The sequence below is a fragment of the Companilactobacillus paralimentarius genome (assembly GCF_963227125.1).
In the GTDB taxonomy this organism is placed as follows: domain Bacteria; phylum Bacillota; class Bacilli; order Lactobacillales; family Lactobacillaceae; genus Companilactobacillus; species Companilactobacillus paralimentarius.
The window spans coordinates 1,213,432-1,233,157 of the sequence record NZ_OY724131.1 but is presented as its reverse complement, the minus strand read 5'-3'; the positions used below and the strand labels follow the sequence as shown (position 1 = coordinate 1,233,157).

Annotated in this window: 22 protein-coding genes; 8 read left to right on the top strand and 14 right to left on the bottom strand. The window is 34.6% G+C overall.

Going from position 1 to position 19,726, the window contains the following annotated elements:
* Positions 1-59: 59 nt before the first annotated feature.
* The gene (locus tag ACI6PB_RS05910; RefSeq protein ID WP_025085568.1) at positions 60-1,064 is read right to left on the bottom strand and encodes a DUF6933 domain-containing protein; all 1,005 of its coding nucleotides are present in this window, start codon (positions 1,062-1,064) and stop codon (positions 60-62) included.
* Positions 1,065-1,116: 52 nt separating this feature from the next.
* Complete coding sequence (locus ACI6PB_RS05905; RefSeq protein WP_309510960.1) at positions 1,117-1,482, bottom strand: helix-turn-helix transcriptional regulator; 366 nt, start codon at positions 1,480-1,482, stop codon at positions 1,117-1,119.
* A gap of 322 nt (positions 1,483-1,804) precedes the next feature.
* Between ACI6PB_RS05905 and ACI6PB_RS05900 the strand changes: the two genes are divergently transcribed.
* The 3 genes from ACI6PB_RS05900 (at position 1,805) to ACI6PB_RS05890 (ending at position 5,413) form a co-directional block, all read left to right on the top strand.
* Positions 1,805-2,938, top strand: coding sequence for a hypothetical protein (locus ACI6PB_RS05900; RefSeq protein WP_309510961.1), 1,134 nt, complete (start codon positions 1,805-1,807; stop codon positions 2,936-2,938).
* Positions 2,939-3,167: 229 nt separating this feature from the next.
* Positions 3,168-4,460, top strand: coding sequence for an SLAP domain-containing protein (locus tag ACI6PB_RS05895; protein WP_404327924.1), 1,293 nt, complete (start codon positions 3,168-3,170; stop codon positions 4,458-4,460).
* Positions 4,461-4,636: 176 nt separating this feature from the next.
* Positions 4,637-5,413 carry a Cof-type HAD-IIB family hydrolase gene (locus ACI6PB_RS05890; RefSeq protein ID WP_025085572.1) on the top strand — a complete coding sequence of 259 codons (777 nt, stop codon included), beginning with the start codon at positions 4,637-4,639 and terminating at the stop codon, positions 5,411-5,413.
* On the opposite strand, the gene ACI6PB_RS05885 is transcribed toward ACI6PB_RS05890, so the two are convergent.
* The 3 genes from ACI6PB_RS05885 to ACI6PB_RS05875 form a co-directional block, all read right to left on the bottom strand.
* Positions 5,410-5,988, bottom strand: a complete 579-nt coding sequence (locus ACI6PB_RS05885; RefSeq protein ID WP_025085573.1) for a helix-turn-helix transcriptional regulator — start codon at positions 5,986-5,988, stop codon at positions 5,410-5,412. The two genes, ACI6PB_RS05890 and ACI6PB_RS05885, sit on opposite strands and share 4 nt — an antisense overlap.
* Before the next feature lie 161 nt (positions 5,989-6,149).
* On the bottom strand, positions 6,150-6,971 hold the full coding sequence (locus ACI6PB_RS05880) for a Cof-type HAD-IIB family hydrolase (RefSeq protein WP_056955931.1): 822 nt from the start codon (positions 6,969-6,971) through the stop codon (positions 6,150-6,152).
* Positions 6,972-7,064: 93 nt separating this feature from the next.
* Positions 7,065-8,111 (bottom strand): M13-type metalloendopeptidase, encoded by a 1,047-nt coding sequence (locus ACI6PB_RS05875; RefSeq protein ID WP_404327965.1) that lies wholly within the window; start codon positions 8,109-8,111, stop codon positions 7,065-7,067.
* 87 nt (positions 8,112-8,198) lie between these two features.
* Here ACI6PB_RS05875 and ACI6PB_RS05870 point away from each other — a divergent pair, with 87 nt between their 5' ends.
* The 3 genes from ACI6PB_RS05870 to ACI6PB_RS05860 all read left to right on the top strand — a co-directional run bounded on the left by ACI6PB_RS05870 (position 8,199) and on the right by ACI6PB_RS05860 (position 10,231).
* On the top strand, positions 8,199-8,450 hold the full coding sequence (locus ACI6PB_RS05870) for an IS3 family transposase (protein ID WP_002816285.1): 252 nt from the start codon (positions 8,199-8,201) through the stop codon (positions 8,448-8,450).
* 5 nt (positions 8,451-8,455) lie between these two features.
* A complete protein-coding gene (locus ACI6PB_RS05865) occupies positions 8,456-9,346 on the top strand; it encodes an IS3 family transposase (protein ID WP_309511209.1) in 891 nt (296 codons plus the stop codon).
* 132 nt (positions 9,347-9,478) lie between these two features.
* Complete coding sequence (locus tag ACI6PB_RS05860; RefSeq protein WP_404280208.1) at positions 9,479-10,231, top strand: ABC transporter permease; 753 nt, start codon at positions 9,479-9,481, stop codon at positions 10,229-10,231.
* A 52-nt stretch (positions 10,232-10,283) separates the two neighbouring features.
* On the opposite strand, the gene asnB is transcribed toward ACI6PB_RS05860, so the two are convergent.
* The 5 genes from asnB to ACI6PB_RS05835 all read right to left on the bottom strand — a co-directional run bounded on the left by asnB (position 10,284) and on the right by ACI6PB_RS05835 (position 15,097).
* Positions 10,284-12,182: an asparagine synthase (glutamine-hydrolyzing) gene (gene asnB / locus ACI6PB_RS05855; RefSeq protein WP_404327923.1), complete on the bottom strand. Its 1,899-nt coding sequence runs from the start codon at positions 12,180-12,182 to the stop codon at positions 10,284-10,286.
* Between the two features lie 61 nt (positions 12,183-12,243).
* Positions 12,244-12,699 carry an SLAP domain-containing protein gene (locus ACI6PB_RS05850; protein ID WP_404327922.1) on the bottom strand — a complete coding sequence of 152 codons (456 nt, stop codon included), beginning with the start codon at positions 12,697-12,699 and terminating at the stop codon, positions 12,244-12,246.
* A gap of 375 nt (positions 12,700-13,074) precedes the next feature.
* On the bottom strand, positions 13,075-13,419 hold the full coding sequence (locus tag ACI6PB_RS05845; RefSeq protein ID WP_404327921.1) for a hypothetical protein: 345 nt from the start codon (positions 13,417-13,419) through the stop codon (positions 13,075-13,077).
* 6 nt (positions 13,420-13,425) lie between these two features.
* Entirely contained in the window at positions 13,426-14,193 is a 768-nt protein-coding gene (locus ACI6PB_RS05840) for an ABC transporter permease (RefSeq protein ID WP_404280204.1), read from the bottom strand.
* A complete protein-coding gene (locus ACI6PB_RS05835) occupies positions 14,186-15,097 on the bottom strand; it encodes an ABC transporter ATP-binding protein (RefSeq protein ID WP_404280202.1) in 912 nt (303 codons plus the stop codon). Before ACI6PB_RS05835 ends, ACI6PB_RS05840 begins: the two co-directional genes overlap by 8 nt.
* Before the next feature lie 142 nt (positions 15,098-15,239).
* Here ACI6PB_RS05835 and ACI6PB_RS05830 point away from each other — a divergent pair, with 142 nt between their 5' ends.
* The gene (locus ACI6PB_RS05830) at positions 15,240-15,911 is read left to right on the top strand and encodes a response regulator transcription factor (protein WP_404280200.1); all 672 of its coding nucleotides are present in this window, start codon (positions 15,240-15,242) and stop codon (positions 15,909-15,911) included.
* A 13-nt stretch (positions 15,912-15,924) separates the two neighbouring features.
* A complete protein-coding gene (locus ACI6PB_RS05825) occupies positions 15,925-16,818 on the top strand; it encodes a sensor histidine kinase (protein WP_404327920.1) in 894 nt (297 codons plus the stop codon).
* Positions 16,819-16,862: 44 nt separating this feature from the next.
* Here ACI6PB_RS05825 and ACI6PB_RS05820 read toward each other — a convergent pair whose 3' ends face one another.
* The 4 genes from ACI6PB_RS05820 to ACI6PB_RS05805 form a co-directional block, all read right to left on the bottom strand.
* Positions 16,863-17,168 carry a DUF2628 domain-containing protein gene (locus ACI6PB_RS05820; RefSeq protein ID WP_404327919.1) on the bottom strand — a complete coding sequence of 102 codons (306 nt, stop codon included), beginning with the start codon at positions 17,166-17,168 and terminating at the stop codon, positions 16,863-16,865.
* A gap of 18 nt (positions 17,169-17,186) precedes the next feature.
* Positions 17,187-18,152: a 2-hydroxyacid dehydrogenase family protein gene (locus tag ACI6PB_RS05815; RefSeq protein ID WP_404327918.1), complete on the bottom strand. Its 966-nt coding sequence runs from the start codon at positions 18,150-18,152 to the stop codon at positions 17,187-17,189.
* An 85-nt stretch (positions 18,153-18,237) separates the two neighbouring features.
* Complete coding sequence (locus ACI6PB_RS05810; protein ID WP_404327917.1) at positions 18,238-19,125, bottom strand: alpha/beta hydrolase; 888 nt, start codon at positions 19,123-19,125, stop codon at positions 18,238-18,240.
* A gap of 86 nt (positions 19,126-19,211) precedes the next feature.
* On the bottom strand, positions 19,212-19,721 hold the full coding sequence (locus ACI6PB_RS05805) for a VanZ family protein (protein ID WP_404327916.1): 510 nt from the start codon (positions 19,719-19,721) through the stop codon (positions 19,212-19,214).
* Positions 19,722-19,726: the final 5 nt, after the last annotated feature.

The following is a 19,726-nucleotide window of genomic DNA, read 5'->3' as shown; positions in this document are numbered from 1 at the left end:
TAAAATAGCCTACGGTGCTTAGCTGCGAGCTATTATTTATTTTATAAAAATAATTTTATCTAGTAATCTAAATAATCCAAAGATTCAATAGAATTTCTCATATCACGCTTCATAGATTTTGCAAACTCCACATTCATAACTCCATTGCCTGATAAGAATGAATATAATTTACTCATGCTTCTCTGAACTTGTTTAGTTTGAGTCATACTACTACCATGTATATACATTTGATCGACCGACGAGGCTCCATAATTAAAAACCGATATTAGACGGAAAGCTAAGAATTGATTTAAATAAATTAATAGAGCATTTTTATATGATTTTATAGTTTTTTCGGAATATTCATCTTTTATCCCCTCAATAAAGATATCAAGTAGTTCATCATTCAGCTTAACCATTTGTTGTACTACTTCATCAGTTCTATCGAGATCTTCAAAGAAAAAGTCTTCCTTACGAAATCTTTCCTGTTGTTTCAAATCATTACAAATTCTCTTCAACTTTTCAATATCAACTGAATTTTCTTCTAACTTAATTTCATTCCATTTAAAATTATTAGGTCGCATAATGCTAGGAATATCACCAGCAAAACTAGCTTTTTTACTACTACCGGAATCACGCAATGTCCTTGTCATCTTTGACGACAAAAACAACTCATCCTCAACACCGTCTGATAAATACATTTCAGTAAAATAACTAACTTCATTCAGACGTCCCAATTGATTTCTATTAACAGTTGGCCCTATCTGCCAAGGACCTGCCACTTTAAGATATTGGTTCAAATCTTCTTCAGGTATATTCAAACTTGACCATAGTTCAGCCAAACGTTCCTGAAATCTTTGCTCTAATAGTGCACGATTCTTGGCATTTATATCATAAAGTACAACTGTCAAAGTACTAGCATCGTTAGTAAAAATAACAATTTTTTTACGTCTATAAGCAATATGTTTCACGTGCCATGAAAAAATGGGATTGGCCGCAGCCTGTTTTTTAGAATCCATTGTTGAATCTACTACTGAAAAATCTTTAAAAAGTGATTTTGATTTTTCAACAACATTAATGAACATCAAGTGGTTCCCTTCTGGTGATAATAATTTGTTAGGCTTATTTTAACATGAATCAGTGTATAAACATTACTCCCCAGAATAGAACAATGGCTAATAAAACAATCACCCAAGGATTCTTCGATAAAAAATCCCAAAAATTCATTTTGCCATATTTTCTGACATACTTATTATGAATCGGATCAAACGTGAATTCATTTGGATCAATCTTTGAATTCTCCTGCTTTCCTAAAACCAAAGCATCTAAGCTAACATTAAATATATCGGATAACTTAACTAAATTATTCATATCAGGTGTCGACTCACCTGACTCCCATTTTGAAATGGCTTGTCTAGTCACATACAATTTGCTTGCCAACTCATCTTGGGTAATTCCTCGGTCAGTTCTATATTTCTTTAATTGACTTGAAAATTCAATCATTTTCAATCCCGCCCTCTACACAAATTTCATCCTTATAATTATATTTTCGTATAGCAATTAACTATAAACAAGCAATAAATTAGTTATATTTGCGTTTAAAAGTCATTAACTAGCGCAACTTTAGTTTGCGGAACTAATTATTAAAACCGATAAATCAAATTTTAATGGCTTGCTTTCTAAGTTGCACCATGCATAACGTCGTTACAATATCATTTATTTAATTTTGCAGAAAAATATATCCATATTATTTTATATTAAATTAACCCTGTCATCACCTTTATAATAAAGCGATAATAATTATAATAAATTGACAGGAGTCCCCATGCGTAAATTAAGTCTATTCATTTTAACCTTTATCTTACTTTTTATTTCTGGATGTAGCACTAAACATAAAACCGCATCCTATGATATTAAAGCAAATACTCAAAAAGTCATTAATTCCAATTCCAAAACCTGGATTTTCAATGAGGCTATTAATTCTAAGCAAACCAAAATTGGCGTTTCCAACAAAATAAATACCTCCGTTGTATCCAAAGCTAATGATCTGGATATGTGGACTACTTCAAAAGGTTCATTTAAATCCATTGCTGTAGGATATAAACAAACATCCTTCCTAGAATGGAAGAAGCTGACACGTAAGCACTACATGAAATCATATCAGAAAAAGATTCATTATATGTCGGTTAATCAAGTTAACGAAGCTTTGAAAGCTCTAGGCGCTAAATTCGAAATTAACAAACTGACTGACTTAGTCTTCCTAAAACCGGAACTTGGTGATTTATCGTTGAATCAAGCATTTGTCGCCAAAGGTCATAAATTATACGCTATTGATATTCAATACATGGATGTTGATCAAACTACAACTATTGAACGTGGTAAATCTTTCGTCGACACTCAAAATAAAAAATCGGCCAAACATTTAAACTTAAACAATCTTAACGGAACTTGGGTTGCTCCTGAAACGACAACTAGTGCTAATGATTCTGGAAAACTTTTAGTAAAAGATGGTTATCTTTATCAACGTCGCTATGATAGTTTTGAACGTTCAGCTATTCAGGATTTAAGTAAATACTCACTAATCTCTTTAAATCAAAATTCAACTTATGCTCTACAAAAAAGAGAGGCCGCCCAAGCTGGTTACCAATTGTCACGTGACACAATTGCGAGTGGTGATAGTCTCGGCTACTTATATCTCTTTACTAATAAGAAGGAATTAATTCGAATTGGTGCCGGTCAAGTAACCAAATATCAAAAAACAAATGACACTATTTCTTCAACTGATTTGCCACAAGGTCAGGTTGATATTTTCACCAGAGTTGATACTGCTAATCCTAGGAATGCTGCCTCAACTATAACTACTAAAGCGGGTCCTTCTGTCGTCGGAATTAGTTCCAGTATTAACTATTTGACTGACTCTGAAGCTGGTCAAATTATCAACGAACAAGTGGTCCAATAAAATATTGAAACGAGGATATGTAATCTTATGTAAAAGATTATGTATCCTCTTTGTCTTACAACTTTTTATGATATGAAATAGATTGTTTACGACAAATGCAGTCAATTGGCTACATATTGCATAAAATATAGTTAGAAAGGGTGATCAACAGGACTAGATTCAATTGAACTATAAGAAATTACCTACCTGCTTTAATAATTTATATTTTCATAATTAAGGGGATACAAAAATGAACAAGAAAAGAATCATCTTAGCTTCAACACTAGCTGTTTTAGTAGCACCAACTGTTTTAGGAAATATTTCTAATGATATGACAACTCCAGTTCAAGCTGCCACGACTACTACAGACAATACCATTAAAAATCCAATCGGTACTGTTGATTATGGTGGTGCCTATACGGTCGATGCTACCGGTAAACAAACTGATCTCTTTCTTTCCGGTAAATCATCTTGGAAATTAGGCAAATCTGTTCTTATCAATGGACAAAGATACTATGAAGTCGCTACTAACAATTATATTAGTTCTGAACATATTACTCTTACTGATGGTATGCCTGTCGTAAATCCAACTATGGTTAAGCCTGCTGTCGATAATCAAATCGGTACTTTGAGCTATGCCGTTAAATTGGTTGACGCACAAGGAAATCCAACTGGTAGAACTTTACCTGCTGGTTCTTCTTGGAAACTAGATGGCATGTATAATATTGGCATGAATACTTACTACCAAGTTGGAAATAATGAATATGCACTTGAAAGTGGTATTAAAACAAGCATCCCTGCAACATCAAATAATCAAAGCAATACTAACACAAGTACTAATACTAACGAATCAGGGCAAATTGGTACGGTAACTTACCCTGCACAAGTTGTAGACGAAACTGGTCATTTATCCGGAGTAACTCTACCTGTTGGTTCTTCTTGGAAGTTAGGCAAAGTTATCGGAATTGGTATGAATAACTATTATCAAGTTGCTACTAATGAATACGTACCTGTTAAAAATATCCAGGTCAAAGGTACTTCAAATACAGTTGGACAAAGTACCCCTGTAAATACAACTATCAATTTGTACAGTGCTTCATACATTCTTGATGATAATGGTAATAATACTGGTAAAACTCTACCAGCTGGTTCTTCATGGCATGCTGATCAGAAGAAGACAATGAATCATTATATTTATTATCGTGTCGCAACTAATCAATGGGTAACTAACGGTGGTTACGAGGGCAGTTCCAATAGTATCTTCTCCAACGGTTCTATTGCCATTACTCTCAATAAAGATATTACACTGTATGACACTTCAACTAATTCATTAACTAGAACACTTCCAAAGGGTAGTTCTTGGAGAGTTAACCGCTCCGTTCAAAATAGTAAGGGTCAATACTTCGTTCAAGTTTCAACTAACGAATGGCTCCCCTTCAATGACGGATCAATCCAAGATTATGCTGGTGGTAATACAATTGTAAGTGGTTTGAAATATGCTGCTGCGATTGAACCAACTTTTGCTACTGACGTAATTAAATAGTTTTTAACGCACTAAAAAAACAACATCTTTTTAGAAAGCTCAATACACTTTGTATGTATTAAGTAATCTAATAGATGTTGTTTTTTATTTTGAACTGAAATAAATGTCCACGGTATCATTTTTTCCATATGTTAAGATATTACGAGTACACAAATAAAAATTAAGTTGGTGATCTTTTGCAAACAAATTATAAAGGAACCGTATTTTTTGATCTAGACGGAACCCTACTAAATAACCAATCTCAAGTCGAAGACTCAGTTGCCTCTGCTGTTCGTCAGTTAAAGAAAAATGATTATTTACCTGTTATCTGTACTGGGCGTGCGCCTATTGAAATTGAAGCAGCCACAAGTGTTACTGGTATTGATACTTATGTTACCTTAAACGGTGCCTTGATCGAATCTCAAGGTAAAACCGTTTATAGCAATGATATTAAACCAGATGTGATCAAAAATATAATGGATATGGCTCATAGAAATGGCGATTCTCTCTTTATGCATGCACACACCAGAAACTCTTTGAGTGCTCAAACACCTTTTATTAAAGAGTTCTTTCATGCACTAAAACTAGAAATCCCTGAAATTGATCCTAATTTCTACAAGAAAGACGCTATCCCAATGTTCGTTGTCATTACTGACGATGACGGTAAAAAATATCAAAAAGAATTTCCAGAACTTCAAATCTATAATACTGGCTACCATTCACTCGATACAGTTGCTAAAGGTGTCTCTAAAATGAGCGGTATCAAACACTTACTTGAAGAATTAAATATGAAAGATAAACCAGTCTATGCTTTTGGTGATGGTGCTAATGATATTCCAATGATTGAATTTGCTGACTATGGCATTGCAATGGCAAATGGTATTGATGAAGTTAAAGACATTGCGACTTATATCACTACTGAAAACGTTAATGGCGGTATCGTAAACGGTTTAAAACACTTCAATCTGATCTAATTCATAATCAATTTTGTAATAATTAGAGCGACTAATGCCAATATCAAGGTAATAATTGTTGATCCAACTATCATTAAGAGTTGCTCTTTCCAATAACCTTTTTGACTTTTTAATCTGTCTTCCAAATTAAGATTCTTGTTCTCTGTGAAGGCCATAATTTCTTTAAAAGTCTTAGTATTGTGCCTTTTCTTGATTAACTCCACTTTAATAGAAGCTCCCATACCGATTGCCAATAAAACAATCGTTATACCAAAGCCCCACCATGACAAAGCATAGGTCAATGGTATTCCAGCCACTACTCCTAAAACTAAAAAGATTAACATGACACCTGTCCAAACATCCATAACATGATTATCTAGTTCTTTTCGCATAACTTCGATATCTCCTTTTATCAACTCATCTAAGGTGATATGGAACAATGTACTCAAAATGAGTAAATTCTCAATATCAGGATAGCTCTTTCCATTCTCCCAATTAGAAATTGTTTGCCGAGAGACATAAATTTTGTCAGCTAATTCTTCTTGAGAAAAATTATATTGTTTTCGATATTTTCTAATTTGCTCATGTACTTTCATTATCCCTACCTCCTCAGTTATTAGATTAACTTGTCGAGATTTATACCACCATCAAAGTTATTTGACATCAGCTATTTTATGGACATAACGGCGTTATATTATTTTAACTGAAATAAAAAAATAGAGCTAGGAATTTTTCAATTTCTAGCTCTATTTTTCGATTACAAAACAAACTTATTAATAACTTCAGCCAAAGCATCATGATTATTGTCGGCTTCTGTTATATACTTAGCAGCTTTTTTAACACTATCAATTCCATTAGCAACACTAACCGGCAAACCAACGACTTTAAGCATTGGTAAATCGTTACTGTTATCACCAGCAGCAATGATTTCTTCTGGTTTGATTCCTAATAATTCACCTAATTGAACTGAAGCACTCCCCTTATCGATTCCAGCTGGATTAAATTCAACATAACGATCAGATGAATAAGTTACGGCTAAATTCTTAGGATCAACTTTTGTCTCAACATCAGCACGCATTTGTTTACGTTCCGGCATTGTTGGTAAAGCCATGATGACTTTCATAATATTTTCATTTTTGAATTGATCAAAATTAGCATCCTTCATCTCCTGAAAACTAACACCACGGTTCTTCAAATAGGCTGAATCCTCGGGAACTGGATTATAAATATAAAGTGTATCTTGCGTATATACGTGTGTAGCAGCTTTTTTATTGGCTGCTCCCGCTTCAAAAACAGCCTTAGCAATTTCAAATGGCATCGCATTGACAGCGATGGGACGATTATCCTTATTTTCCAAAATCAATCCACCATTATAGGAAATTGAATATTGATTAGGCTGATTTCTTAAGTGCATTGTCTCCAAATCATTTTGGAAAGAAGTATAGCTTCGACCTGAATTAGGTACAAAGTAAACTCCTTTAGTTGCAGCGGCTTGAATGGCTTCTGCATTCTTAGCAGACAAACTACCGTCATCATTCATTAAAGTTTCGTCTAAATCACAAACAATCATTTTATACATATTTTTAAATCCCTCTCAATTATAAGCTTACCTATTCACTCTATCGAAGTAAACTAGTAAAAGCAAACGCTTTCCTAAAAAAAGAGACTCAACTTACCAAATATTCAGACGTTGTGTTTTATCCAACCACATACCGTCTGTTTTTTTTATATCAAAGGCTTTATATAAATCATCCATGTCTTGCGCAATAATATTGCAACGCAAAGGGGCCGGTGAATGTACATCTACCGACAAGAGCATCTCATTAATTTGTTTGGTCGACTTGATTCTCCAATTAAGTGCCCAGTTAACGAAAAATACTTTACAATTAAAATTAGGCTCCGACTTGGCTACTTCTAAAGCACAAGCTAATCCTCCAACATCAGCAATATTTTCATTTACTACTAAGGCTCCATTGACTTTTCTGCCCATGTACGAAATACCGTCAAATTGATCAATCATTTTCTGAGTCAAACTTTGAAACCTCTTATAATCTCTTTGGGTCCACCAGTTCTTCATATTTCCCAATTCATCAAAATTTGCACCATTGTTATCAAAAGCATGTGAAATTTCATGTGCTATCACTGAACCAATTCCACCATAATTCTGACTAACGGTTTGTTTCAAATCGTAAAATGGTCGCTGAAGTATAGCCGCTGGAAATGTTATATCATTAGTTGAAGGGTTATAACTAGCATTAACTTCATAACCGGACATATTCCATTTTGATCTGTCAAAAGGCCTATGATATTGTTCAAACATATTTTGAACCTCTATTCCCCTTAAGCGACGAACATTCTCATATAACGTTTCCTCGTTATTAATGATAAATCTATCATAAAGTGGATCAATTTTTTCTGGATAACCGACTTTAACGACCATTTTATCTAATTTCAAAATGGCATTTTTTCTGGTATCCTCACTGAGCCATTCATTTTTCATTAACCTTTTCTTATATGTATTAATTATTTTCTTAACCATGCCATGAACATTTTTCTTAGCATCCTCACCAAAATATTTTTTTCCATAATAAATACCAATTGGTTCACTGAAAAGACTAGTAGTTAGGCGGCAAGCATACTTCTCACGTTTCTCTACACCGTTAATTCCCAACAATTCATTTCTATATTGACTAATAATTTGACGACTAGGTTCATCAATTAAATCTGGATGTAAGCTGATTCCTGAGACAACTTTTAAGAGAGGGTATAATGAATAAATCGTCTCTCAAAAGGAAGGAATTTTTACATGCCAACTCGTTACGACAAAGAATTCAAACAAAACATCATCAACCTATATAAGCAAGGCGAATCAGCTGCCCAACTGGCCAGAGAATATGGCATTGGCTATTCAACCGTTCATAAGTGGATCCAGGGCCAAGCCAAAACTCAATCCGGTAAATCGCCAGACGAAATTAAAGCGATGGAAAAGCGGCTGGCTTCCCTGTCTGAGGAGAACGAAATCCTAAAAAAAGCCCTGGGCTTCCTTGCGCAGAAGTAACCAATATTTTTGATTACATTCACCAAGAAAGCCATCACCACCAGGTAACTAAGATGTGCCGAATCCTCGGTGTTTCCAGAGCTCAGTATTATCGTTATCGATCCCCAAAGCCTTCAAAACGCCGGGCCGAAGATGCGGACTTAAAACAACGGATTCTGCGGATCTTTGCGGAATTTAAGCAGCGATACGGTGTTATGAAGATCCACCATGAATTGAATCTGGAACTTCAACCACTGCAGCGTCGGTGCAGCCCAAGACGGATTTCCCGGCTCATGAAGGAACTGGATATCCACTCCGTTACCGTCAATAAATGGAAAGCGGCTTCGGCTTCCAAAACCAAGGTTGAACAGCGTCCCAACTTGCTTAAGCAGGATTTCTCGACCACTGGTTTAAATCAAAAATGGACCGCTGATATGACCTATATTCAAACGAAGCGTAATGGCTGGTGTTACTTATCAACCATCATGGATCTGCACTCAAGACGAATTATCGGCTATTCATTCTCAAAAAAGATGGATACTGATTTAGTCTTAAAGACCCTGGAAAGCGCGGTTAAAAATCGAACCATTACTGGGGACCTGATTATCCACACAGACTTAGGATCACAGTACACCAGCGATGATTACAACCAACGGTTAACAGAACTACATATCCGCCACTCTTACAGCCGTAAGGGGTGTCCATACGATAATGCACCAATGGAATCTTTTCATGCTTCCCTCAAAAAGGAATGTGTTTATCCAGTGCCGGTCTTTGAGAATTATGAAACTGCCGCTGCTGTCCTTTTTGAATATGTGCATGCTTTCTACAATAGGAAGAGAATTCATAGTTCACTGGGCTACCAGACCCCCTTACAAGTTGAAATCGCAACACTTGCGAGCCAAATGGCCGCCTGATTTAATGCTTTCCAGGGTTCAAATAAGTTATTAATCACGATTAATGATTTATTTGAGCTGTGGAAGGTAAACGCGGTTCTGAATGTCTCTTAAAACCTGTCTCAAATATTGACTTCAATCCAGTAAATAAACATGAAAACATTGATTAGACAAGAATCTTATAAACTTATGAAACAACGTAGCACACAAATATTTTTAATTGGATTATTTCTTTTTCAACTATTAGTTGCTTTTTGTTCCAAAAAATATCCCAAATTTTTAAGCGATAGGGATGCCTTTCTTAATAATTACATGGCTATCATCCTAATTACTTTCTTCGTCATTGCCATCTGTAGTACGATCATCACTAAAGAAAGACAATTTGGCACCCTGCGTTCTCTGCTCTATCGAAAATTTTCCTACATTCAAGTCATCACTAGTAAAATAATCACATTGGTAACTTTCACTATCTTACTTTTTGTCGGTAACTCACTGGTCAGCCTAGTATTTAAATTTATTTTTGCTAATAAACTTGAATTAACTCATAAAATTTGGAAAGTTTGGTTACTAACTAATCTCAATAACTTTTTAACATTATTATTCTTAATGAGCCTAGTTATTCTATTAGGAACATTGCTCAATAGTTCTAATCTTGCATTAATGATTGGTATCATTGGTTACTTCGTCATTAACGTCTTTAATCAAATGTTAATTGCATTAATTGCTAAATTTGACTGGCTCAAATGGAATCCTTTAAACATGATGAATCTTGGTGAACAAATTCAAAACCATGGTCTTCATCAAATGACTCAATTGTCATTAACACAGATTTCTATTGGTTATACTGTTTATATTGCAATCTTTACTATATTAGCGATTTACAGTTTTTGTAAAAAATCCGTATAAGAAAAGTCTAGTAATTTTGGATGATAATTCCATCTTTACTAGACTTTTTTGCTTACGCTTGAAGTAATACTTGTGGATCAACATCAGGTTTCTTACCACCATCGATAAAGAAAACCTTGTACCAAATTAAGAAAGTATAAATCGTCCATACTTTACGACGATCATCATTCTTTCCTTCATGACAATCATCCAACATTTTTATAATTAGCGATTGGTCAAAAAATTTTTCGGCAAAATTAGATGAGAATAATTTACGAAATTCTAAGTATACATCATCTGTTTTGATCCAATCCCTAATTGGAACTGGAAAACCTAATTTTTCTCGTTTAGCCCATTCTTTAGGCAGATTTCTTTGGGCGGCTACTCTCAAGGCATATTTACTATCTTTGCTATTTAACAGATATCTAGTAGGAATCTTCGCTGCTATCTCCGCCATTTCTGTATCTAAGAATGGTACTCGTAATTCGGTTGAATTAGCCATACTCATTCGATCAGCCTTCAAAAGGATATCTTTAGCCATAAATTGATGTAAATCTAAGTATTGCATCTTCTTGACTTCATCTTCAGATTGACTGATTTTTTGATAACTTTTCATTACTATTTCTGAAACTGATTCTGAATCTTGATACTCAGACTTCAATAATTGTTTAGCTTCAATTTCACTGAAAACTTTAGCCTGTCCAATGAAGAATTCTTCTGCTTTAGCGGTTGATTCATATAAGTGCAATCGACCCGGGAAATTGGGAAGGTGCTTTAACCCACGTGCTAAATTGTATCTTATTCCTTTTGGCAACTTCTTTAAATTTTCCCCTAAAATTCGAACTACTTTAGAATGTGAATGATAACCGTAGTTAGCATATCCAGCAAATAACTCATCGGCTCCCTCGCCAGAAAGGATCACCGTCACATCTTTACTAGCTAATTTGGTCAAAAAATACAGCGGAACACACGAAGGATTGGCTTCTGGCTCATCCATATGATATTGAATCAATGGTATCGCCTTGATAGCTTCTTCTCTAGTCACTATTCCTCTAGTATTTTCCAAGTCTAATTTTGAGGCCAACGCTGAAGCAGCACTACCTTCTTCATAGGTATTCGTATCAAAATCGATAGAATAGGTATGTTGTGGTTTAAAGATGGCCGTTACATAACTAGAATCGACCCCACTAGATAACAATGAACCCACTGGCACGTCACTAACCGAATGTTTTTTAACCGAATCATGCATAGCCTGATCAATTTGATCTACGGCATCCTCTAAAGATAAATTCTCTTCAGAAAATTTCATATCCCAATACTTAACAATCTTCAATTGATCATTCTTAAATGTAAAATAATGGCCTTCAGGAATTCGATAAACATTTTTAAAGAAAGTTTCATCAGTCGCTGAATATTGGAAAGTTAAAAACGGTTTCAATGATCTTTCATTGAATTCTTTTTTAAAGTTAGGATGATGCAAAAAAGCTTTGATTTCAGAGGCAAACAGAAAGGTACCATTATGATTGTAATAGTACAAAGGTTTAATTCCGAAGAAGTCCCTTGCACCAGTGATCTCACCCGATTCAAAATCATAAATGATAAAAACAAACATACCACGAATTTGCTTTAACAATTCGTCGATACCCCACTCTTCAAATCCGTGCACCAATACTTCTGTATCCGTAGAAGTACTGAAAATGTGTCCTAAAGATTTCAATTCTTCTCGTAATTCTACATAATTATAAATTTCACCGTTAAAGACAACAGCCTTCGTCTTATCTTCGTTGTAGATTGGTTGCATCCCATTATTAACATCAATGATACTCAAACGTCTAAAACCAATGGCTACATTCTTGTCTTGAAGTGTCCCCGCACTGTTGGGTCCACGATGTCTGATTGCTTCCATCATTGAATTCAAAACTGGCTTTTTATCGGCAATCTTTCCATCGACAAAGCCAACAATTCCACACATAATTTTTCTCCCTAATCATTCAAATAAATACTATTTTAAGATTCAAAAATTTAATCCACCGCTACAAAGGCACCGTTTGAACATATTCATTTGTTGCTACTCTTACATAGGAAATTCCATTGATCGTTATGAATCGATCAGTATGCCAAACCGTATTAGGTGCTAAAGAACGTGAGATTCTAACACCACTTCTGTTATAAAGGCTTGCTGGTGTTCTAATGCTGATTTTGATATTACCCGAATCATTTTTGTAAAGAACAACTTGTTCACCCTTTACAAATTCATTATTTCCCACACGATAATAAATATTCCCATCAACGATATTTTGAATATCGACACGCCATGAAGTACCCTCTCCTAAGAAACGTGGAAGTTGCTTACCATTAACGTCATACAGTGGAATAGATTTTTCATTTACCGTTACGCCACTAGCAAATTCAATAATAGATGATTGAACGTTTTTTGATGGTATAAAAGAACTAGTACTATCGGCTGAAACCGTGTTAATGCTTGTCATAATGATGCTGCTACAACTAAACCTAAAGACATAAATTTTTTAGCTTTCATTATGTTATTCCTTCCATTTCTATCATTAATGCTTAGAACTTATCAATAACTTCTGAATAAAGAAAGGTATTTTCTCAAGTTTATTAAGTCCATTTATTTGGTGAGATTATATAGTTTAAAAATTTCCAATAGAATTAATTATATTTATTAATACTTAAATATAATTTTTCAGCATTTCATTGTCATATCAACAAAGGCCAAAGTTTGAATCTATGTCATGTTCAATAACCTCAAGATATAAAATAACAAAATAAATATGTCTGTTCATACTAAAAAGGCAACCACATTATATTAAACATGTGATTACCTTTTATTCTTAAACTTATCAATCGTTTCTAATCAATGAAAACGAAACACCGCGTTTTTTAGGAACTAATTTATAATCTGTCGCTTCCATTCTCATATCGTAACTTCCTCGATATTGACCGTTTTTGATAATTAATACATCCTCATCATTAACTTTATACTTATAAGTTCGCTGATGTAGGCCATTTTTCAATCTCATCTTTGATTTCGTGAACTCTGCTACACCTTGTCTGTTACCATTTTGCTTTACAACCCAACTGAATCTTTGTAAAACCTGAGCGGTGGTCAATTCGTGAGGACTCTTGATAATCCAAATTCCTACAATGGCAATGGTTACTACTCCAATGAGGTATTTCTTCTTCATATCAGATTACATCTCCTTATTTCTGATCACTATTACTGACAGCACGATAGTAACTAGAAGTACTAACAAACTAATCGAAATGTAATTCCACAATTGATTATTAGGAATCAAGCCTAAGCTAATCTTCATTGCAACACTGAAGAAGTCAAAGTACTTTAACCAACTCCAATTAGCAATGTTATGTAACGTTGTTACCAAAATTGGACAGATCACAATAAAAATCGAACCAGTCACGATTGAAGATGTTAAGAGCAATACCAAGATGGCTAATCCAAAAATCACACTAATGAAAAAGGCAATTACTAAGGAAGTCTTAAAAACTGTTGCCAGCAATTTTGACCAGCTTGTGCCTACAGAACGGGACGATAACATCCCTGTAACGATACTGGTGAAAAAATAAACCAGACTTAATACGAAAATATTGATCAGCATAACCAAATATTTAGAAATAATAAATTGTGTTCGAGTTATCCCTGAAACCAAAGTATTCTTATACGTCTTTTGGCTAAATTCATAGCCAACTGTCATTACAAAGATACCGATAAAAGCATATACCAGAAGACTTGATGATAAAGTACTGGCATTAATGCCATCCTTTAATGTCCAAATTTTTGTCGAATTCAATTTTGCCATTGAATCAGTCGTAACCATAATTCCACCAATGATATTTTTACCAGTGATAAGAGCTGAATATCCCATAGCAAAAAGTAGTGTCAAATAGATCCCCAAAGTGTGACTTAGACGATAGAAGTCAGTTCGTAATTGATTAAGCATTCTTAATCCCTCCTATCAAATTCGTATAGTAATCTTCTAATGATTTTTCTTTCTTAGTCAAGCTGATAACCGAGATACCTTTTTCAACCAATTCCCGATTCAATTTAGAAGGATCGACATTCAATGAATGAATCAGTATATTTTTATCATCAATTACCGTAAATTTTTCCATAAACTTTTCGTCAATAATTTTCGATGCTTTTGAAACATCATCAACTGTTAATACAAGTCCTGACCGATTGGCTTTATCCAATTCCTCTTTAGTAATCTCTTTGATCAATTGTCCATCATAGATAAAACCAAATCGCGTCGACACTTGATATAACTCGGTCAAAATATGACTCGAAATTAAAATTGTAATTTGTTTTTCCTGATTTAATTTTTTTAATAACTTTCTGAATTCAATGATTCCTGATGGATCAAGTCCATTGATTGGTTCATCCAAAATCAACAAATCAGGCTCTGGTAAAATGGCTATTGCCAATCCTAAACGTTGTCTTTGACCGAGTGACAAATCTTTAGCCTTCGTATGAATTTTTTCTGTTAGGCCAACGAATTTAATTATTTCTGTAATTTTTCTAGTGTCATTAATACCGCGCTGTATGGCAACTAATTTCAAATTTTCTTGAACCGTCAATTTACTAAAAGCAGCTGGTGTTTCAATAACGGCTCCCACATGTTTAAGTGCTTGCTGATTGATTTTTTGATCAAATAACTTAATTTCACCGACCTTGAGTGGCGATAATTGTGTAATCAAACGCATAATAGTGGTTTTACCAGCACCATTAGATCCGATCAGACCATAAATATCACCTTTTTGTAAGTTGAAGCTCACATTATCAATGGCTTTGTAACGGCCAAATGACTTGCTGATATTATTTACCGACAGAATTGTCTTTGTCATAACAATCCCTCCTCTTCAATTAATATAGTAGAAAACGTTACTTAATTTGAGATATAAATAAACCTTAATTAATTATTAATTCTAACGAAATCATCTTTTTTATACGATAAAATTAAGGTAACAAATAATTAGGGGTTAAAGCATGCATTCAAAAATATTAATAATTGAGGATAATGAAGACATTCAGGCTCTTCTATTTGATGTTCTATCAAATGATTATTTGATTTATAGAGCTCTTGACGGTGTCAGTGGCATCAACGAATTCAAAAACGTCCAACCAGATTTGGTTATTTTGGATTTAATGTTGCCACAGATCAATGGCGAAAGTGTTTTGAAAGTTATTCGTAATCAATCACAAATTCCCATTATTGTCTTGACTGCCATTCAAAGCAAAGAAAAAACCGTCGCTTTACTTAACGACGGCGCTAATGATTATTTGACTAAACCATTTGATATTGCTGAATTGCAAGCTCGTATTTCTGTACAATTACGAAATCAGACTCAACCTGGCGACAATCATTTATTATCCTATGACAATATTACCTTGAATGACCAAACTCATGAGGTTACTGCCAACAATCAACCACTGGTATTATCCAAAAAGGAATTTAATTTACTGCAAATTCTCTTAGCCCATCCCCATCAAGTCTACGAAAAAAGTCAGCTATTTCAAATGGTCTGGCATGAAGAATATTTTGAAAGTTCAGACAACACTTTAAATGTTCATATTAGCAATTTACGTCATAAATTAACCGAAGCCACTGGTAACAATTATATTGTTTCTATCTGGGGCATCGGTATTCGCTTGATCTGAGGAGGAGTTCTTCATGATTATATTTTTAACAGTTATCTGCTTCATTTTAGTTTTGATTCTTGGTCTTATTTTGCATGATATCAAACGAATTACTAAAGATTTAGAATATATCAATAGAAATGATACTAATGGTGAAGTTACGACTGGAACTAGTTTACCCATCATTAAAAAATTGGCTCTGGCCTGTAACTTTAATCTTAATGAAACCCATCAACTGAAAGAAACTCAAGCAATTCAAAATAGGCAGTTCAATCAAATGCTGACTAACTTAACCCATGACATCAAAACACCGCTGACAGTCTCAATTGGCTACGTCCAGCTATTAACACAACAGAGCACTGGTAAAAATCAACGCGATCTAGTTCGAGTTCAGGACAATCTTGACTCAGTCAACTACTACCTACACTACTTAATGGATTTTAATTTAATCCGGGAGAAGAGTAAAAATCTTAGTGTCGTCCAATTTAATTTATCCGATACTTTGCAAAAGGAATTGTTTAACTATTACGATCAACTCACTGCTAAACGAATCAATGCTCAAATAAAGATTGCCCCTAAAATCATTGTGAATAGTGATGAAATGATGTTCAAACGAATCTTTCAAAATCTTATTGGTAATATTCTGAAATATGCCTCAAATGACATGGCTGTCACTTTAAAGAATGAAGATAGCATTATTCAACTTTCATTTGAAAATCAAACTAATGAGAATATCGATGATAGTAATCAACTACTCAATCGCTTTTACACGGCTGACAATTCTCGCACTAATCATAGCGTTGGTCTGGGATTGAGTATTGTACAATCTCTTGTTACAACGCTTGGTGGCAGAGTTAACTTGGAAACTGATCAAAATAAATTTAAAGTTATTTTGACTTTTAAACATTTACAGATACAAAAAAGCTAGGTAATTCCATATTGGATTTACCTAGCTCTTATTATGAAATTATTTTAAATATAACCGTAACTCTTCAATATATCAGTAGACGCTTTATCGGCCGGTTTGTACCCTTGAGCCACCATATCTTTCACATAAAGACGATTGTAAAAGAAAGCGAAAACAAAGGTTACTAGAAAGGCACCACCACCCCAGGTGAATGAACCAAACAATATTTCCGCCAAAACTAGAATAGCAGCCCACTTAAAATCAGAGCGAAAAACTGGTGTCCAGAATCCGAAAAACATTTCAGTCCAAGAAAAACCTACTTTGACAGTTAACTGATTTTGACTACTTTCATTTATCAAATTAGCAAACATAGCTTTCCCTCCATCACTTTATAGTCCATTAACAATATACTTAATTGGTTGCCCAGCAGCCGCCGCAATAACATTTTCAGCGACAATTGTTGCCATAGCATCACGTGCCTCCACTGTAGCATTACCTAAATGTGGTGTAAGCAAAACATTTTGCATCTGTTTTAACTCATCTGACACTTCTGGTTCATGTTCGTAAACATCTAAAGCTGCACCTGCAATAATATGCTCTTTCAATGCTTGTGTTAAAGCTACCTCATCAATAATTGGTCCGCGAGCGGCATTGATCAAGACTGCACTGGATTTCATTTGAGCAAATTCCTTAGCACCTAATAAGTGTTTTGTATGTTCATTTAGTGGTAAATGTAGAGTTACAATATCGGACTTTTCTAGAAGTTCAGCTTGAGGTACAAATCTGGCTCCCAACTCGACTTCACGGCTAACGGGGAGACGATGGTGCTGAGTATAGAGAATTGGCATATCAAAAGCATGCATTCTCTTAGCAACAGCTTGTCCAATTTGACCTAATCCTATAATACCTAATGTCTTGCCTTGTAACTCATGACCTAGGAAAAATAGCGGTGCCCAACCATTAAAGCCGGTTGTCCTCATCAGATGATCGCCCTCAGCGATACGATGCATCAAGCCAATAATTAAGCCAGTAGTAGACTCGGCTGTTGAAACAGTTGAGACAATCGGCGTATTGGTTACCGGTATACCCAACTTTTTCGCATATATCGTGTCGATATTATTCGTTCCAGCACCAAAATTGGCAATTAACTTCAACTTAGGAGCGTGATCCAACACATCACGATCGACTGGTGTTGACAGTGGTGTAATCAAAAAGTCACTATCAGCCACATGTCGCTTTAAAGTCGTTGCATCAATTAGCTTATCATCAGTATACATATCAATCTTTAAGTCAGTTGCTTTTAGTAAGGCTGTCGCTTTATCTGGAATTTTGCCAGCAATAAAAACTTTTGCCATCATTGAACCTCCATCATATAAATAACTCTTTATTTTAGTATGATATACGATAATTCCTCTGACAAGTTTTTACTACCGAATAGTCTTATTTGACTAAATATTTCTTAAAGAACGCCATTTCATCGTCATTAGCTTGTTTAGCAATCACATCTTTTTGATTGATTAAGAAGACATGTTCACGTGGATTTTTTTCATCACCATACATTTTGAAAGCATGTGGAACTTTTTTAGCTGTCAAAAAGCCGTCAAATTTAACAGAGTTGTTACGAATAAAATCGTAATTGGCAGTGCAAATATATGTTGGTAGAAAATTGGATTGAATATACTCTTCTGTATTGATCTGATCGTGCTTACTATTCAAAAGCTCTGGTGTGAAGTAAGCCCCAACCACATCTGTAATCGTTCCAGGGTCAAACATGAAATTAGCCGAACTATTTAAAGCTACCGCACGGAAATGCAGATCAGTTAATTCGTAACCGAACATCTGACGATATTTTTCATTAGTCAAAATAGTAGTATACTGTTCCGCCATTTGTCCACCGGCACTATCTCCTATTAGGAAAACATTATTAGTGTCAAGACCGTATTCAGCTGCGTGATCAGCTACCCAATGAATATAGCGATCGACATCGTCCAACTCTTCTGGGAAAACTACGTCTGGTGCCAAACGATAATTGGGATTTACGAATGCAAATCCTCGTTGGGCCCAATTCAATCCATAAAATTGATAAGTTTCTTTAGTACCATAGCACCAACCACCACCGTGAATATTTATAATAGTAGGAATTGGTCCTTCAACATTTTCTGGTAAGTAAAGATCTAATAAATTCCACTTCGAATCTGGTCCATAAGCTATATCGTCAACACGTTTAACACCTTCAACTTCAGTTGGAAGTCCTTTATCACGTTCGTCATCGCTAGTTTTGGCTCCGTTTCTAAAATCCATTATTGCATCAATTATTCTTTGTTCCATTTTGTAAGCGCCCCCATATACTTAAAATTCTAGCATAAAAAAACAATTAATAGATTAATTCTGTCGATATTAACCTATTAATTGTTTTATTTAGTTGCGACAACTGTCTTTTTATTAATGATATATTCATAAATTACCATCATGATAGCACCGACGACAATACCTAAAGCATTTGCCAACACATCATTGATATCACTAGTCCGATTGATCAGGAATATATGTGATAAGTAATACTGAGCTGTTTCAATTCCACCACCAATCATAAAACCAGTGAAGGCCATTGAAAGTATCGATACGTGTGGAAATAATTTTTTAATTAAGAACCCTAAGGGCACCGTCAAAATAATATTCTCCGCAAAACCGATATCAATTATATCAAGTTGATGCAGATTTACCCGCCCAGTTCCCGCCGACATCGCATAAACCGATGTTCCATCGAACGAAATTGGTGTAAAGAGAATCATTCCTAAAAAGGTTAAATAAACTAGACTTATTAGATAGAAATGACGCTTCTCAAATTCCTTAATATTATAATTGATGATTAAACCACTGATTATCGAAATAGTTAATATTATTAGTAAAGGTATAAAACGCATAACCA

Excerpts from the sequence above, each read along its gene's own strand:
- ACI6PB_RS05845 (WP_404327921.1), bottom strand. The coding sequence starts at position 13,419 with ATGAAGAAGAAATACCTCATTGGAGTAGTAACCATTGCCATTGTAGGA.
- ACI6PB_RS05830 (WP_404280200.1), top strand. The coding sequence starts at position 15,240 with ATGCATTCAAAAATATTAATAATTGAGGATAATGAAGACATTCAGGCT.
- ACI6PB_RS05880 (WP_056955931.1), bottom strand. The coding sequence starts at position 6,971 with ATGTATAAAATGATTGTTTGTGATTTAGACGAAACTTTAATGAATGAT.
- ACI6PB_RS05835 (WP_404280202.1), bottom strand. The coding sequence starts at position 15,097 with ATGACAAAGACAATTCTGTCGGTAAATAATATCAGCAAGTCATTTGGC.
- ACI6PB_RS05900 (WP_309510961.1), top strand. The coding sequence starts at position 1,805 with ATGCGTAAATTAAGTCTATTCATTTTAACCTTTATCTTACTTTTTATT.
- ACI6PB_RS05810 (WP_404327917.1), bottom strand. The coding sequence starts at position 19,125 with ATGGAACAAAGAATAATTGATGCAATAATGGATTTTAGAAACGGAGCC.
- ACI6PB_RS05825 (WP_404327920.1), top strand. The coding sequence starts at position 15,925 with ATGATTATATTTTTAACAGTTATCTGCTTCATTTTAGTTTTGATTCTT.
- ACI6PB_RS05905 (WP_309510960.1), bottom strand. The coding sequence starts at position 1,482 with ATGATTGAATTTTCAAGTCAATTAAAGAAATATAGAACTGACCGAGGA.
- ACI6PB_RS05910 (WP_025085568.1), bottom strand. The coding sequence starts at position 1,064 with ATGTTCATTAATGTTGTTGAAAAATCAAAATCACTTTTTAAAGATTTT.
- ACI6PB_RS05870 (WP_002816285.1), top strand. The coding sequence starts at position 8,199 with ATGCCAACTCGTTACGACAAAGAATTCAAACAAAACATCATCAACCTA.
- asnB (WP_404327923.1), bottom strand. The coding sequence starts at position 12,182 with ATGTGTGGAATTGTTGGCTTTGTCGATGGAAAGATTGCCGATAAAAAG.
- ACI6PB_RS05895 (WP_404327924.1), top strand. The coding sequence starts at position 3,168 with ATGAACAAGAAAAGAATCATCTTAGCTTCAACACTAGCTGTTTTAGTA.
- ACI6PB_RS05850 (WP_404327922.1), bottom strand. The coding sequence starts at position 12,699 with ATGACAAGCATTAACACGGTTTCAGCCGATAGTACTAGTTCTTTTATA.
- ACI6PB_RS05840 (WP_404280204.1), bottom strand. The coding sequence starts at position 14,193 with ATGCTTAATCAATTACGAACTGACTTCTATCGTCTAAGTCACACTTTG.
- ACI6PB_RS05885 (WP_025085573.1), bottom strand. The coding sequence starts at position 5,988 with ATGAAAGTACATGAGCAAATTAGAAAATATCGAAAACAATATAATTTT.
- ACI6PB_RS05805 (WP_404327916.1), bottom strand. The coding sequence starts at position 19,721 with ATGCGTTTTATACCTTTACTAATAATATTAACTATTTCGATAATCAGT.
- ACI6PB_RS05860 (WP_404280208.1), top strand. The coding sequence starts at position 9,479 with ATGAAAACATTGATTAGACAAGAATCTTATAAACTTATGAAACAACGT.
- ACI6PB_RS05815 (WP_404327918.1), bottom strand. The coding sequence starts at position 18,152 with ATGGCAAAAGTTTTTATTGCTGGCAAAATTCCAGATAAAGCGACAGCC.
- ACI6PB_RS05820 (WP_404327919.1), bottom strand. The coding sequence starts at position 17,168 with ATGTTTGCTAATTTGATAAATGAAAGTAGTCAAAATCAGTTAACTGTC.